This window comes from Hespellia stercorisuis DSM 15480 (assembly GCF_900142165.1).
Classification (GTDB): domain Bacteria; phylum Bacillota; class Clostridia; order Lachnospirales; family Lachnospiraceae; genus Hespellia; species Hespellia stercorisuis.
Genome location: NZ_FQZY01000027.1, coordinates 1 through 15,414, shown reverse-complemented (window position 1 = coordinate 15,414; position 15,414 = coordinate 1). Strand labels below are relative to the sequence as shown.

Sequence of the window (15,414 nt, the reverse complement as noted above, 5' to 3'; positions counted from 1 at the left end):
GGAGCAAAACACCCTGAGGCGTGTTAGAGTATCAGAAGGAGGTTTGCAATGGATTTACTAAAAGCAAAAATTTTTTTGTACGCAATTGACTCCGGCAGTCTGACGAAGGCTGCCACCAAGTTTGATTACACACCATCCGGAATCAGTCATATGATGTCAGCCTTTGAGAAAGATGTGGGCTTTCCGCTTCTGACACGGACGAAGAACGGAGTGCTGCCAACGGAAAACGCCCAGAAGCTGATTCCAATTATTCGGGCGGAGTGCCAGTGGGACGAGCGTTTCATGCAGACAGCCTCGGAGATCCGGGGAATGGTGTCCGGTAATCTCAATATTGCTGCGTACTCCAGTATCGCCACCCACTGGCTGCCCACGGTGATCCGCGAATTTCATAAGGACTATCCGAACATCTCAGTCAATCTGCTGGACGGCGTTTGGCAGGAGGTCGAGAACAACCTCGAGGAGCAAAAAGCAGATATCGGATTCTACAGTTACCAGCCCATGATCCGGCATCACTGGATTCCGCTCCGAGAGGATGAGATGGTGGTGGCGGTGCCTAAAAATCATCCACTGGCTCAACAGGAGGCGGTACGGATCTCCGATATTGAGAAGGAGCCTCTGATCATGCCGGCATTCGGATCGGACATCGATGTCGTCAATGTTCTGAAGGAAGAGAACATTAAAGTAGAGTACCAGTTCTCTACTTTGCAGAATTACTCGGCACTGGGAATGGTAGAAAAAGAGATGGGGCTGCTGATCACGAACCAGCTCATCACAAAGGGCAGAACGAACAATCTGAAGCTTCTTCCATTTGACCCGCCCAGATATATTACACTGGGAATTGCAGTACCGCTTGAAAACCGCCGTATACCGGCGGTCGTGAAATTTGTGGAGTATGCAAAACGTATCTTGATGGAATAGCAGAATCAGAGATTTTTTCTGCACAAAAACAGTTATCTGTGAAGAGTTGTCATAATGAATGTGAAAGAAACACATATCTGATGTATTGGACATCGGGATGTGTTTCTTTTGTTTTGAAAAAAATAATACAGTTTTCCAATGAGGTTTATACAATGGCGAAAACAGTCGTTTTAAGGGACACGAAAGCAATGTGGAGGGAACACAGGTATAGAAAAATCAGATAACTTTTAAAGCAAATAGAAGCATTCGATAAACGATTTTACGGGACGAAGCTGTCGGCAGAATCCAGGAAAGAAGCAGGGGAGAAAAAGAAATGTTCACAAAAAGAGATCACTAAATTGTGCAAAGTGCATAACGAAAAGAAAAAAACAGGCTAAAAGTTGTGAAAAACTATCACATCCACTATGAGGATTTGAAGCTAAACAAAATGAACAATATAAGGTAGAATGATTGTTATAGAAAAGACAAATAAAAACGAATAACTCATTCAGCAAAACAATCGGAAACATGGAACCCATTAGAAACTTAGAATTTATCAGTGGAGGTACCAGTATGACAAAGATGTACAAACTCGTTACAAACAACAGAAAAGCATTTTTAAAGTATGAGAATCACGCTTATATCGGCGTTGAATTTTTAGAGGAACAAGATTATCTGGATGTATTGATTCAAACCCGGGACAGAATCTATACGGGATGGCACCTTATGAGCCATCCACAGGCCAGTAACCTGAAACCGAATCAATGCCCTTATAAGACGATTCTGATTTCCAAGGGAAGAGCAGCAGAGGACTTTGTGCGTGATGTGGAGTTGATCGAGAGCAGTATTTCGGCATATCACAAATTCACAAAGGGAATGATTCCACCGTGCTGGAACGAGAAAGCACTGGACGATTTTCAGACAGTGGACCTGTCAGTCGTGGAATCGGCAGTCAACAGTTCTCTGATGCGGCAAATGATGTTAAGTAACATGTAACAGGAAGAAGTCAAAACAGGAGGTGTGCTTTAAATGAAATTGGAATTAGGAAAAGTTCATGTGAAGGACGTACAGTTTGGGGATTGCACTAAGATTGAGAATGGTGTCCTCTACGTCAATGCGAAAGAGTTAGAAGCAGAGGTGCTTAGTGATGACAGATTGATCGGCTGCCATATCGAATTGGCGAGACCAGGAGAATCTGTTCGAATCACTCCGGTAAAAGATGTGATTGAACCTCGTCTGAAGATAGAAGGTCAAGGATGTGTTTTCCCAGGTGTGATGGGAAAGGTTGCTGAGGTTGGAAGCGGTGTTACGTACTGTATGGACGGTGCATGTGTGGTAACCGTCGGCAAGATCGTTGGATTCCAGGAAGGCGTTATTGATATGACCGGTCCGGCAGCAGAGTACTGCCCGTTCTCACAGACACAGAATGTGTGTGTGGTAATTGAACCGAAGGATGGTCTGGAAACTCATGTATATGAGAGCGCAGGAAGAATGGCAGGCCTCAAGGCTGCAACTTATCTTGCAAAAGCACTGGCAGACCAGACACCGGATGAGACCGTTACATATGAGACAAAACCGCTCCTTGAGCAGGTGGCTCAGTACCCAGATCTCCCGAAGGTAGGATATATCCATATGCTGCAGAGTCAGGGACTTCTCCATGATACCTACTATTATGGTGTAGATGCAAAACAGATTGTGCCGACACTGATGTATCCGACAGAAATCTTCGACGGTGCAATCGTGTCTGGAAACTGTGTAGCTCCGTGTGACAAGGTGACAACATATCATCACGAGCACAATCCGGTTATCGAGGATCTGTTCGCACAGCACGGCAAGACATTGAACTTTATGGGCGTCATTCTGACGAACGAGAATGTATTCCTGATGGACAAAGAACGTCATTCTGACATGACCGCAAAACTTTGCGAGTATATCGGACTTGATGGTGCGCTTCTGACAGAGGAGGGCTATGGAAATCCGGATACAGACCTTATGATGAACTGTAAAAAGGTAACAAAACGCGGAACAAAAGTAGTAATTATCACCGATGAGTTCCCAGGACGTGACGGTAAATCTTACTCTCTGGCAGATTTGTGTGATGAGGCAGATACGATGATCTCCTGCGGAAATGGAAACATTGTAATTCATTTCCCGGCTATGGATCATGTGATCGGTATGCAGGATTATGTAGAGATGCAGATCGGCGGATGGGTTGGCTGTAAGTATGATGACGGAAGCTTCGACGCGGAGATTCAGATTATCATCGCATCCACAATTGCAAATGGATTCAATAAATTAACTGCACGCGGTTACTAAGATGCACAGCAGCATGAATAATATAGATCGAAAACAGAAAGGAAGGTATGTTCAATGTCTAAAAAGATTGTCCATTATATAAATCAGTTTTTTGCAGGAATCGGCGGCGAGGAAAAGGCGGATACTGCACCGGAGATTCAGGAGAAAGTAATCGGTCCGGGACTCGCATTTCAGAAAGAGTTCGGGGAGGATTATGAGATCGTTGCAACCGTGATATGCGGAGATAACTATTTTGGCTCCAACATCGAGAAGGGTGTTGTGGGAGAACTCCTGGAAATGATCAAAAAGTATGAGCCCGACGGATTTATCGCTGGACCGGCGTTCAATGCAGGTCGTTATGGCGTGGCGTGTGGAACTATCGCAAAGGCAGTGCAGAATGAACTGGGAATCCCGGTTGTCACAGGTATGTACGTAGAAAATCCAGGTGCAGATATGTTCAAGAAGGACGTTTACACCATCGAGACGAAAGATTCTTCCGCAGACATGAGAAACAGTGTGCCGAAGATGGCAGCACTCCTGAAGAAACAGATCGAAGGACAGGAAGTGTTTGGACCAGCTGAGGAAGGCTATATGGAGCGCGGAATCCGTGTGAATTACTTCCATGAGCGCCGTGGCTCTGAGCGTGCGGTAGAGTTGATCGTGAAGAAGATTAAGGGTGAGGAAGTATACACCGATTATCCGATGCCGATTGTGGATCGTGTAGCTCCGGCACCTCCTCTCAAGGATCTGTCAACCGCAAAGATTGCACTGATTACGTCCGGCGGAGTGGTTCCGCAGGGAAATCCGGATCATATCGAGTCTTCATCCGCTACCAAGTGGGGCAAATACTCTATCGCTGGAATGGATCATGCTGACAAGGCTGATTTCATGACCGTTCATGGTGGATATGACCGTGCGTTCATCACCGAGGATCCAGATCTCTGTATCCCGATCGATGCATTGCGCAAGCTGGAAAAAGAAGGAAAAATCGGCAAGCTGATGGATTACTTTATCACAACGACAGGAACCGGAACTGCAACGAACAATGCAAAACGGTTCGCTGAAGAATATGTCCCGATGCTCAAGGAGGACGGCGTGGATGCAGTTCTTCTCGTCAGCACCTGAGGTACCTGTACTAGATGCGGTGCATCTATGGTGAAAGAAATTGACCGTGCAGGAATCCCTGTAACTCACATTTGTACAGTAGTTCCGATCTCATTGACAATCGGCGCAAACCGTATCGTACCGGCAGTAGGTATCCCGTATCCATTGGGCGATCCGACGCTGGGTGAGAAGAAGAGTTATGAAATTCGTGAGAATCTCGTAATGAGAGGTCTCAAGGCACTTACTGTTCCGGTAGAAGAACAGACTGTATTCGAAGAAGACATTTAAGGAGCGCATATGGAAAAAGGAAAAATCAGTATTGGAGCAGTCATTGGTTTCTGCGGTGCGTGTATTGCGTTCTATATAGGAGCGGGATTTGCGACTATGCAGGAGGTTATGCAGTATGAGGCGTCGTATGGGTCGTTGTTCATGGTGGTTATTGCAGTAGCGGCAGTGATTTATATTTATACGAATATTTCCTTTGCGACAAACGGAAATCGTTTGAAATTACAGCGCGGCGGTGATATCTACGGACATTACTGCGGAAAATACGTTGGCACATTTTATGATTACTTTTCTGCGATTTTCTGTTACATGTGTTTTATCGTGATGTGCGGTGGAGCGAACTCCACCGCCACACAGCAGTGGGGACTGCCAAACGGAGTGGGCGCGGTGGTTCTGACTATAGCGGTTATTGCGACAGCAGTATTCGGACTGGACGGAATCCTGAAGGCCCTCAGCAAGCTTGGACCGATCATCATCATTATGATCCTGATTATTTCCATTATAACGGGAGTATCACATATCGGTGATTTCGGTGCAGGAATTGAGGCTATCGACAGTGGGAAGTATGAGCTGACCCAGGTCGGAGGCGGCAATCCATTTGCTTCTGGGGCGTCCTACGGAGGGTTTGTTATCCTGTGGTTCGCAGCGTTTTTGGCTGAAATTGGAGCCAAGAATAAACTCAAAGAAGTAAACACCGGTATGCTCTTATCCTGCCTCTTTATCTTCGGGGCAGCGGCAATCTGCTGTATCGCGCTGATCTCGAATATCGCGGATACGGCAACAGCAGACATTCCGGCATTGGTTCTTGCCAACTCGATTCACCCAATACTTGGACAGATATTTGCGGTGATCGTATTCTGCGGAATCTATACGACTTCGGTACCACTGTTGTGGACTGGAGTAGGTCGTGCAGTAAAAGAAGGCACGACGCAATACAAAGTAGTGACAGTAGTAGCCGGAATAGTGGGGTGTGTGGTCGCGTGCTTCCTTCCTTATAAGGGGCTGGTAAATGTATTATATGGTCTGAATGGATACCTGGGATTTGTGCTGGTAGCGTTCATGATCATCTATGATATCAGAACTAAAATGGGGACGAAGGTGCCGGTGAAAGCGTCGAAGAGTTCCGCAGAATAAAATAGAATATGGAATACCGACGAAAGCTTTTCGTACCATTTGGGGACGCGAAGTAAAGGAACCATATATGGCAGTCGGTAACAGAGGAAGGGGCAGCCGCACCAGTTTTGTGCGGCTGCCCCTGAATCAGGTTTTGCAGTGTGTCAAATGAAATCATATTCTGTGTAAAATTGTGATTTTACATTGGCGTATTGAGGTATTGTGTGATATACTTCTAATTAGATAGGAATTGGGGAAGGGGGTGCAAAGGGGATGAAGCGTTGCGGTAAAAGATGTATTGTGATGATACTTTTTGTGATGATGCTTATTACTGGCCTTAGCCAGACTTTGGAACCTTTGCATCTATATACGTCAACCCGGCAGCAGGAATCAGATTTGCTGAGCCGTATTTCTGCAGTTCAACATTTGGATGGGCAGATAGAGCGTACGATGTCTGATGTTTCTGCCAGATTTTGTTCGTTCCCGCTGCGGTTTGGCGGTGTGCGTCTGGCAAAGGACGAAATGAAATCCAGAATTTTTGCAATTTGTGAGATCTTTGGTATTCTCACTTTATTATCTATGTCATTTCTTATGATGTTCGATCTTAATATTAGTGGAATTTATTCAGATTATAGAAAAATAATTACATATCTCCATCATTCAGATGGAAAAAAGAAATCCCTTTCTGTCACTTTTTAACCTAGTTGAAAACTGAATAAGGAAAGGTGGTTTTGTTATGCAGGGATTTTCTGATTTTGTAGCAAATACAAGTGATATATTATGGAATACTATTTTATTGGTACTACTTTGTGGAACGGGGATCTGGTTTACATTTACCATGAAATTTGTCCAGATACGTAGATTTAAAATCGGCTGGAACAAAATATTCGGGGGAATTTTCAAGAAGAGTGAGAAAGCCACAAAAGAAGACGGAATGTCTTCGTTCCAGGCCGTTGCAACTGCTATTGCAGCGCAGGTTGGAACAGGAAATATCGTTGGTGCAGCGACAGCACTTGCAGCAGGTGGTCCTGGAGCTATCTTCTGGATGTGGGTTGCAGCCTTCTTTGGTATGGCAACCATTTACGCTGAGGCTATGATGGCACAGAAATATAAGACGACGATAGAAGGTCAGGTTACCGGCGGTCCCGTATATTATATCCGGGCAGCTTTTAAAGGAACATTAGGAAAGTTTCTGGCCGCAACATTTGCAGTACTTATTATTTTAGCACTTGGATTTACAGGCAGTGGCGTACAGGCAAATTCCATCAGTGGTGCATTTAAATCTGCTTTTGGAATTGCTCCAATCGTTACTGGTATTATCCTGGCAGTTCTGGCATACCTGGTATTTGCAGGTGGTATCGGAAGAATTGCAAGTGTAACTGAAAAATTAGTTCCATTTATGGCAATTATATATATAGCCGGTACAGTGGTTGTACTGATTATGAATGCAGGCATGATTCCAAAGGCATTTCATGATATATTTGTAGGCGCATTCAGTCCTCAGGCGATTACCGGTGGAGTTCTTGGTGTAACGATACAAAAAGCGATGCGTTACGGAGTTGCAAGAGGCCTCTTTTCAAACGAAGCCGGAATGGGTTCTACCCCTCATGCTCATGCAGTGGCAAAGGTAGATCATCCCGCAGATCAGGGGAGCGTAGCAGTAGTAAGTGTATTTATCGATACATTTGTTATATTGACACTGACAGCATTAGTAGTTATTACAAGTGGATTAATTCGGCAGGACGGCTCCCTTACAGGAATCGATCTTTCCGCTGGAGCATTTGCTAAAACGCTTGGAGGATTCGGTAACGTATTTGTAGCAGTGTGCCTGTTCTTCTTCGCTTTTTCCACAATTGTAGGCTGGTACTTCTTTGCAGAGCAGAATGTGAAATATCTGTTCGGCGTTAAAGCGTCAAAGGTATATGCAATTATAGTGTGTGCAGTTATTATCCTGTTTTCAGCAATGAAAGTAGAACTCGTATGGAATCTTGCTGATTTATTTAATGGATTAATGGTTATTCCAAACTTGATTGCATTGTTAGCTCTAAGCGGTACGGTATGGTCCGTTAACCGGGATTATGATAAGTATTTGAAGACGAAAAAATAAATGAAGGAGCTGCAAAAAAGACAGCGTTTCAAAGAATCAGGTCGAAAATCAGAGAAAAATCGAAGATTCTTACTTGAAAAAAATTGATCAACAGGATATAATCAGTATTAGTCAGCCAAGTGCTGCGATATAATTGAACAGATCACTCTGTGAGGGAGTAATCGGCATGGAAACATGTGATACTATCGACATAATGGTGCACTTGCACCCGGTATTATTTTAAATGATGAGACTCATGGACAGCTAACGGCTGTCCATGAGTCTTTGTTTTGGGTGGATGTGTAAAAAGAAAGGAAGACAAGATGGGAATACTTGAATTATTTATTCTGGCGGTAGGGCTGTCCATGGACGCTTTTGCGGTGTCTGTCTGTAAGGGACTGTCCCTCGGAAAAATCAATTGGAAACACATGGCAGCTGCGGGGGCATGGTTTGGCGGATTTCAGGCGCTGATGCCACTGATCGGATATCTGGGAGGCAGTTTTTTCGCGGACAAGATCACAAAGTACGATCACTGGATCGCCTTTATCCTGCTGGCTCTGATCGGTGGAAATATGATCAAGGAATCATTCGGTGATGAGGAGTGCGTGGACTGCTCCATGACGGCAAAATCCATGTTTGTGCTCGCGGTGGCGACCAGCATTGACGCACTTGCGGTGGGAGTGACCTTCGCTTTTCTAAAGGTGGCAATTGTGCCGGCAGTTTCGTTCATCGGCGTGGTCACTTTTGTCTGTTCGGCTGCCGGTGTGAAGATTGGCAGTATCTTCGGTGTCCGCTACAAATCAAAAGCAGAATTTTGCGGCGGTGTGATCCTGATTTTGATCGGATTAAAGATTTTACTTGATGGAATCGGGGTTTTATAAGTATAATAGAACAGAGTTACTGAAAATATGCTCAGTACAAAGAAAGGCAGAAGATATGGAATTTTGGGATATTTATGATAAGAACAAACAGAGAACCGGGCGCACCATGAAGCGCAATGACTGGATTCTGAAGGATGACGAGTACCACCTGACCGTGCTTGGCGTGGTGGCAAGACCGGATGGGAAATTTCTGATCACGAAGCGTGTTATGACAAAACACTGGGCTCCGGGCTGGTGGGAGGTATCCGGTGGCGCGTGTATGGCCGGAGAGGACTCACAGGATGCGGTTGTCCGCGAGGTGAAGGAGGAGACCGGTCTGGATGTGCGTGGCTGTGCAGGTGGCTATCTGTTTACATATCACCGGGAGAATCCGGGTGAGGGAGACAATTACTTTGTCGACGTGTACCGTTTCGTCAAGGAATTTGATGAGTCTGACGTGAAGCCTCAGGAGGCGGAGACAGATGGATTCATGCTGGCTACGGTGGATGAGATCCGGGCATTCGCCGAGCAGGGAATCTTTTTACATTATGACAGTATTCGCCAGGTGTTCGAGACACCGTTGGATGAGGTGAAGTAAATGGCAGCATTATTTTTTGATATTGACGGCACGCTGTTGAGTGAAGTGACGAGGAAGGTTCCGGACAGTGCGCTGAAGGCACTGCGCGCTGCAAAAGAAGCAGGACATCAGGTATTTGTCAATACTGGGCGGACCTGCTGCAGTATTCCGCAGGAGATTCTGCGGATTCCGTTCGACGGATTTCTGTGCGGATGTGGGATCCATCTCAGCCATCACGGTGAGGTGGTATTTGAGACACATCTCTCGGATGCGGAGAGAGAGGGAATCGAGAATATGGCGGTAAAGTGTAGTGTGGAGTGTATTTATGAGGGCGAAAAGGATGTGTTTTTCCGCGACTATCCATCCCGCTATGAGCGGCTTGAGAGCACGAAGCGCTACATGAACAAGAGAGGGCTCGGACTGGAATGCCATGTGGGACGTGACGCCTGTGCGTTTGACAAGATATTCGTCTATGTGGATGATCGGACGGACACAGAGAAATTTTTTGCGTATATTCGTTCTTTCATGGATATTATAGACAGGGGAAACCATGCGTACGAATGTGTGATGAAGGGCTACTCCAAGGCGACCGCGATCGACTGTATCCTGGAGCGGCTGCATATGGATCGAAGCCAGTCCTATGGATTTGGTGACAGCAGCAATGACCTGACCATGCTGCAGTGCGTGGAGCATGCGGTTGCAATGGGCGCGCATGACCCGGTGCTGGATCCCTACGTGGAACTGGTGGCGGAGCGGGTAGAGGATGACGGGATTTTTCATGCGATGCAGCAGCTCGGGCTGATATAGCCGACGCTGGAAAGAGGCAATTGCAGAAGGGAGGCTGGATATGGTGAATCAATTTTCCAGAACAGAGCTGTTGATCGGCAGCGAGAATATGGAGCGGCTGCACCGGGCGAGAGTCGCGGTGTTCGGCATTGGAGGCGTGGGCGGATACACGGTAGAAGCACTGGCACGGACAGGGATCGGGACACTGGATCTGATCGACAATGATGACGTGTGCCTGACAAATCTCAACCGACAGATCATTGCGACGACCAAAACGATAGGCCGGGACAAGGTGGACGTGGCAAGAGAGCGGATTCTGGATATCAATCCGAACGCGGTAGTCCACGTGCACAAGACGTTTTATCTTCCAGAGACCGCGGGGGAGTTTGATTTCCGCGCCTACGATTATGTGGTGGATGCCATCGACACGGTGACCGGAAAGCTGCAGCTGGCGGAGCAGGCACAGGAGGCAGGAACCCCTGTCATCAGTTCTATGGGAGCAGGAAATAAGATGGATCCGACGGCGTTCCGTGTGGCGGACATTTACCAGACCTCGGTGTGTCCACTGGCAAAGGTGATGCGCAGAGAATTGAAGAAACGCGGCATTCGGAAATTAAAAGTGGTGTATTCTCAGGAAAAGCCGCTGACACCCATCGGGGAGACCGGCGAGGAGTCGCAGCGAAGGCAGCTGCCGGGAAGTAATGCATTCGTGCCGTCGGTAGTCGGACTGATCATCGCCGGGGAAGTTGTACGGGATCTGATCGTTCTGTGATGCCCGGAATCTGGGGGGACGGCAGTATTATGGTATTTTATGCGGTGTGTACTCTTACAGGAGGTGAAAGTGTGAAGCTGAAAAATATGCTGATCGTGGTGAAGGATATTGAGAAATCGAAAGCATTTTACAGGGAACTGTTCGGTCTGCAGGTAATCATGGATTTTGGGGAAAATGTGATCCTGACGGAGGGATTGGTCCTGCAGGAGGAGAAGCTCTGGGAGTCATTTACCGAAAAAGCTGTTGTGAAGGGCGGCAATGACGCAGAGCTTTATTTTGAAGAGAATGACATGGACAGCTTTTTAGAAAAACTTAAGAATTGTCCGTGGGAGATCACATATGTGAATCCATGTATGGAACATGACTGGGGGCAGAGAGTCGTTCGCTTCTTTGATCCTGATCTTCATGTAATCGAGGTCGGAGAGGCTATGGATTACGTTGCCAGGCGGTTTTTGCGGAGTGGGATGAGCGTGAGGGACGTGGCGGAAAAAACGCAGCTCCCGGAAACGGTTGTCGGGGAGATGTGCTCTTAAACGGTTTCCCCCTGCCCTGGCGTCAGGCTCCGGGCAGGATGGAGAACAAACAAAATTCACAAATGTGTGATACAGTATTCCCTTCCAAACATTCCAACACATCTGCTGCACAACGGGTATCAGGGAGAAATCGACCGAAAACGGGAGCCCCCCCTGGTGCCTTGCGCAGATGTAGGCGGATAACGAAAATAAACGGTAAACAGGGGGTATAGATATGACACCAATCAATTGTCCACATTGTGGAAAGAAAATCGATATTAATGAGGAAATGTGTCCGTTCTGCGGATTCGACATGGACGAGTATTATCTCGGTCTGGAGGATGTCGAGGAAGGATACGATGATGATGCGGACTGGGGAGATTCCGGAAAGTATGCGGAGAGCGGTTCGGCACAGCGAAACAGCAGACAAAACGGCAGACAGGACGGCAGACAGAACGACAGGCAGGGCAGCGGCCAGAGACGCAGCCAGAGCGGCGGCCAGAATGGCAGGCAGGACGGCAGACAGAACGACAGGCAGGGCAGCGGCCAGAAACGCAGTCAGGGCAGCGGCAGTCAGAGAAAAAACGATGATGGGCGCAGCAGGTATGCGGACAGCGGCAATGGCGGAGGAACCAGAACAAAGACAAAAACAAAATACAAGACGAAGAAAAAAGGTGCAGGGCTGAAAAATCCGCTGAAGAAAAAAAAGAGCAGGAGCAGTCTGTTTGGCGGCCACAGGAACAGCAAAAAGAGCGGCGGCAGAAGAAGCGGTGGCAGAGACCGGGACGGAAGAGGCATGCTGGGCGGGCTGATCAAGTGGATCATCATACTGGTGCTGCTTGCAGCACTTGCCATAGCCGGCTACTGGGGATACAAAAATTATGGGCAGGATGCGGCGAATTATCTGAAGTATCTGAGAGATAACTACAGGATCGAAAAAGTGAAAGACAATACGAAGGACAGCTCGAAGGATAATACGAATACGGAGAACGGCTCGGACAGTGGTACAAATAAGGATACCGGCGGTACGGCGGGTACAGAGCAGGGCAGCGGTGTGGGAGAAGATACTTCTCAGGGGGCCGATGCAGGTGCGGATGACACGGTCTCCGATACACCACAGACCGATGCGGGAACCGGATCAGATGCTACTTCCGGTGAGAATACGACACCGGAGGGAAACGTAGAGTAGTCCCCAAAAGCACAACAAAATCACAGAATAGAAAACGTCACGGAAAATGGCACAGAGAACAGAGAGGAGTAGCGTTATGGAACAGGTACGGTTAGGGAAGACAGATCTCACAGTCAACAAGAATGGATTCGGTGCGCTGCCAATCCAGAGAATCAGCAAACAGGATGCAGTGTATCTTCTGCATAAGGCAAAGGATGGCGGCATAAACTTTTTCGATACAGCCAGAGCCTACACGGACAGTGAGGAAAAGGTGGGCGAGGCGTTTGGCGGCATGCGCAGCCAGATCGTTCTCGCGACCAAGACAGCGGCACAGACAGCGGACGCATTCTGGAAGGATCTGGAGACATCTCTGTCAAAATTAAAGATGGATTACATTGACCTGTATCAGTTCCATAATCCGGCATTCTGTCCGAAACCGGGAGATGAGAGCGGTATTTACGATGCGGCACTGGAGGCTAAGAAAAAAGGATATATTCGTCATATCGGGATTACAAACCACAGGCTGAACGTTGCACATGAGGCGATTGAGAGCGGATTGTATGATTCTCTGCAGTTCCCGTTCTGCTATCTGTCAGGACAGCAGGAACTGGATCTGGTAAATGGATGTAAGAACGCGGATATGGGATTTATTGCCATGAAGGCACTGTCGGGAGGACTGATTACAGACTCGGCTGCGGCATATGCCTATCTGGGACAGTTTGACAATGTTCTTCCAATCTGGGGCGTGCAGAAGGAAAAGGAACTGGATGAATTTTTATCTTATGTGGAGAATCCTCCGGTCATGACGGAAGAAATCAAAGCATATATTGAAAAGGAAAAAGGGGAGCTGCAGGGAGATTTCTGCAGAGGGTGCGGCTACTGTATGCCATGTCCGGCGGGAATTGAGATCAACAACTGTGCAAGAATGTCATTGCTGCTCCGGCGTTCACCGGCGGCCAGCCAGCTGTCGGAGGAAGGGCAGGCGAAGATGAAGAAGATCGAGGACTGTGTGCACTGTAATCAGTGTAAGGCCAAATGTCCATACGGTCTGGATACGCCGGCGCTCCTTCAGAAGAATTATGAAGATTATAAGCGTGTGCTGGCCGGAGAAGTGAGTGTTCAATAGACTGACCGGCGGGGCAGAGGGATGAAAAGAGGAGTGTGTCTTCTCTCTGGGGCCGCGGAAAAGAGGATAGTTTTGTATTACAGAGATGTGGTACAAGACTATTTTTTACGTCGGATTTTACGCTGTGGCAGAAAACATGGGAGTGTTGAATGAGGAGGAAAAATGCGATATACAATACCGGATTACTATAAAGAGTTTCAATGCACGGCAGATGCGTGCGAAGATACCTGCTGTGCAGGCTGGCAGATTGCGGTGGATAAAAAGTCCATGGAGCAGTATAAGAATGAGAGCGGGCCGTACCGAAGAAAACTGGACCGAGTGGTCAACTGGCAGAACGCCACCTTCCGGCAGGATAAGAACCTGCGCTGTGGATTTTTAAATGCGGATAATCTTTGTGATATGTACGCGAATCTGGGACGTGGCAGCCTGTGCAGAACGTGCAGGCTGTACCCGAGACATATAGAAGAATTTGAGGGTGTGCGCGAGATCACCCTGTCGGTTTCCTGCCCGGAGGTGGCAGGAATTCTTCTTCGCCGAAAAGAGCCGGTGCAGTTTTTGTCGGTGGAGCGCGGGGGAGAGGAGGAGTATGAGGAGTTTGATCCCTTCCTGTACTCTCAGCTTTTGGATGCCCGGGATGTGATGCTGCGGATTTTGCAGAACCGGGAGCTCGCGGTGGCAGTGAGGGTGAAGCTGGTCCTCGGAATTGCGCATGACATGCAGAACCGGATAGATGCCAGAGAACTGTTTGCGTGTCAGGATGTGTTGGGAAAATATCAGACAGAGTCAGCGGTCAGATTCGTGGAGAAGGATCTTGCCACCACAGCTGTGAGCGCGCGGTTCGCATTTGCCAGAAGACTGTTTTTTGTGCTTGAGCACATGGAACTGCTGCGGGAGGACTGGTACGTGCTGCGCAGAGAGGCGCAGCAGCGTCTTTACGGGGAAAAATCCTGTGGAAAATGGGCGCGGATGTCGCGGGAGTTTACAGCGTGGATGCAGGAGAGTGACATCCCGTGGGAGATCCAGAAGGAGCAGCTGATGGTCTACTTTATCTCCACATATTTCTGCGGTGCGGTGTATGACGGGCGGGTCTATGGAAAAGTGCAGCTGGCGGCGGCGAGCGTGATTCTGCTGGAGGAACTGCTGAAGGCACGTTTTGTACGCAACGAGAAAGCGTTGGATTTGGAGGATGTGGTGGAGATTGTCTACCGGTATTCACGGGAAATTGAGCACTCAGATCTCAACATTGGACGCATGGAAAAACTGTTGGCAAAAAACTGGGAGGGGAAAATATAACAAAACATGTAAAAATAGAATTTATTTAGCACTCACCTATTGACAGTGCTAATAATCTGTGCTATAACATATATAACAAAGGAAAGAGATTTCCTTTTTAACATAAATAATAAAAACACATTCTATTAAGGAGGAATGACGTATGTTAGTACCAAGTATTTTTGAAGACAACTTTACAGATGATTTATTCAATGACTTTTTGTAACTGTTCAGAACCCCCTTGGGGAACTAATTAATTTTTGTACAAAACAGAGAATTTTTAAAACCTGTTTTGCGATATTATTTCGGTAATTGGTGGATAACCAATTGTTTGTGATTGAATAATTTAATTCATTGTGGATTACTCTTTCAATCTTTCAAATAACTCTGATTCAAAGCCAAATTCTATGGCTTTTGAATATATTTAACAACAACTGAACATTGAAAAACATTACTTATCCACAGTCATTTTCACCATAGGTGAATCTATGTGAATTCGCTTTTTTCCTGAGTTTTTAGTACAATGGAGACATAAAACACAAGGAAGAAGGTGGTCTGAAT

15 protein-coding genes are annotated in these 15,414 nt (G+C 47.1%); all 15 read left to right on the top strand.

Going from position 1 to position 15,414, the window contains the following annotated elements:
* The first annotated feature begins 48 nt into the window (after positions 1–48).
* The 15 genes from BUB85_RS10265 to fliB all read left to right on the top strand — a co-directional run bounded on the left by BUB85_RS10265 (position 49) and on the right by fliB (position 14,874).
* The gene (locus tag BUB85_RS10265) at positions 49–918 is read left to right on the top strand and encodes a LysR family transcriptional regulator (protein ID WP_073109644.1); all 870 of its coding nucleotides are present in this window, start codon (positions 49–51) and stop codon (positions 916–918) included.
* A 552-nt stretch (positions 919–1,470) separates the two neighbouring features.
* Complete coding sequence (locus BUB85_RS10260) at positions 1,471–1,893, top strand: GrdX family protein (protein WP_084534001.1); 423 nt, start codon at positions 1,471–1,473, stop codon at positions 1,891–1,893.
* Between the two features lie 33 nt (positions 1,894–1,926).
* Entirely contained in the window at positions 1,927–3,213 is a 1,287-nt protein-coding gene (grdG, locus tag BUB85_RS10255) for a sarcosine reductase complex component B subunit alpha (RefSeq protein ID WP_073109639.1), read from the top strand.
* Positions 3,214–3,267: 54 nt separating this feature from the next.
* Positions 3,268–4,584, top strand: a complete 1,317-nt coding sequence (gene grdB / locus BUB85_RS10250; protein WP_084534000.1) for a glycine reductase complex selenoprotein B — start codon at positions 3,268–3,270, stop codon at positions 4,582–4,584.
* 9 nt (positions 4,585–4,593) lie between these two features.
* Complete coding sequence (locus tag BUB85_RS10240; RefSeq protein ID WP_073109623.1) at positions 4,594–5,715, top strand: YkvI family membrane protein; 1,122 nt, start codon at positions 4,594–4,596, stop codon at positions 5,713–5,715.
* A 252-nt stretch (positions 5,716–5,967) separates the two neighbouring features.
* A complete protein-coding gene (locus BUB85_RS10235) occupies positions 5,968–6,393 on the top strand; it encodes a hypothetical protein (protein WP_073109618.1) in 426 nt (141 codons plus the stop codon).
* 37 nt (positions 6,394–6,430) lie between these two features.
* The gene (locus BUB85_RS10230) at positions 6,431–7,801 is read left to right on the top strand and encodes an alanine/glycine:cation symporter family protein (RefSeq protein WP_073109612.1); all 1,371 of its coding nucleotides are present in this window, start codon (positions 6,431–6,433) and stop codon (positions 7,799–7,801) included.
* A 302-nt stretch (positions 7,802–8,103) separates the two neighbouring features.
* Entirely contained in the window at positions 8,104–8,661 is a 558-nt protein-coding gene (locus tag BUB85_RS10225) for a manganese efflux pump MntP (protein ID WP_073109607.1), read from the top strand.
* A 55-nt stretch (positions 8,662–8,716) separates the two neighbouring features.
* Positions 8,717–9,238: an NUDIX hydrolase gene (locus BUB85_RS10220; protein ID WP_073109751.1), complete on the top strand. Its 522-nt coding sequence runs from the start codon at positions 8,717–8,719 to the stop codon at positions 9,236–9,238.
* A complete protein-coding gene (locus BUB85_RS10215) occupies positions 9,239–10,024 on the top strand; it encodes an HAD-IIB family hydrolase (protein ID WP_073109601.1) in 786 nt (261 codons plus the stop codon). It begins immediately after the preceding gene.
* 40 nt (positions 10,025–10,064) lie between these two features.
* A complete protein-coding gene (locus BUB85_RS10210) occupies positions 10,065–10,775 on the top strand; it encodes a tRNA threonylcarbamoyladenosine dehydratase (RefSeq protein ID WP_073109593.1) in 711 nt (236 codons plus the stop codon).
* Between the two features lie 71 nt (positions 10,776–10,846).
* On the top strand, positions 10,847–11,308 hold the full coding sequence (locus BUB85_RS10205; protein WP_073109747.1) for a VOC family protein: 462 nt from the start codon (positions 10,847–10,849) through the stop codon (positions 11,306–11,308).
* Positions 11,309–11,522: 214 nt separating this feature from the next.
* Positions 11,523–12,476, top strand: a complete 954-nt coding sequence (locus tag BUB85_RS10200) for a zinc ribbon domain-containing protein (protein ID WP_073109590.1) — start codon at positions 11,523–11,525, stop codon at positions 12,474–12,476.
* A 76-nt stretch (positions 12,477–12,552) separates the two neighbouring features.
* Positions 12,553–13,581 (top strand): aldo/keto reductase, encoded by a 1,029-nt coding sequence (locus BUB85_RS10195; protein ID WP_073109587.1) that lies wholly within the window; start codon positions 12,553–12,555, stop codon positions 13,579–13,581.
* A gap of 162 nt (positions 13,582–13,743) precedes the next feature.
* Positions 13,744–14,874 carry a flagellin lysine-N-methylase gene (fliB, locus tag BUB85_RS10190; RefSeq protein ID WP_073109585.1) on the top strand — a complete coding sequence of 377 codons (1,131 nt, stop codon included), beginning with the start codon at positions 13,744–13,746 and terminating at the stop codon, positions 14,872–14,874.
* The last annotated feature ends 540 nt before the right edge of the window (positions 14,875–15,414 follow it).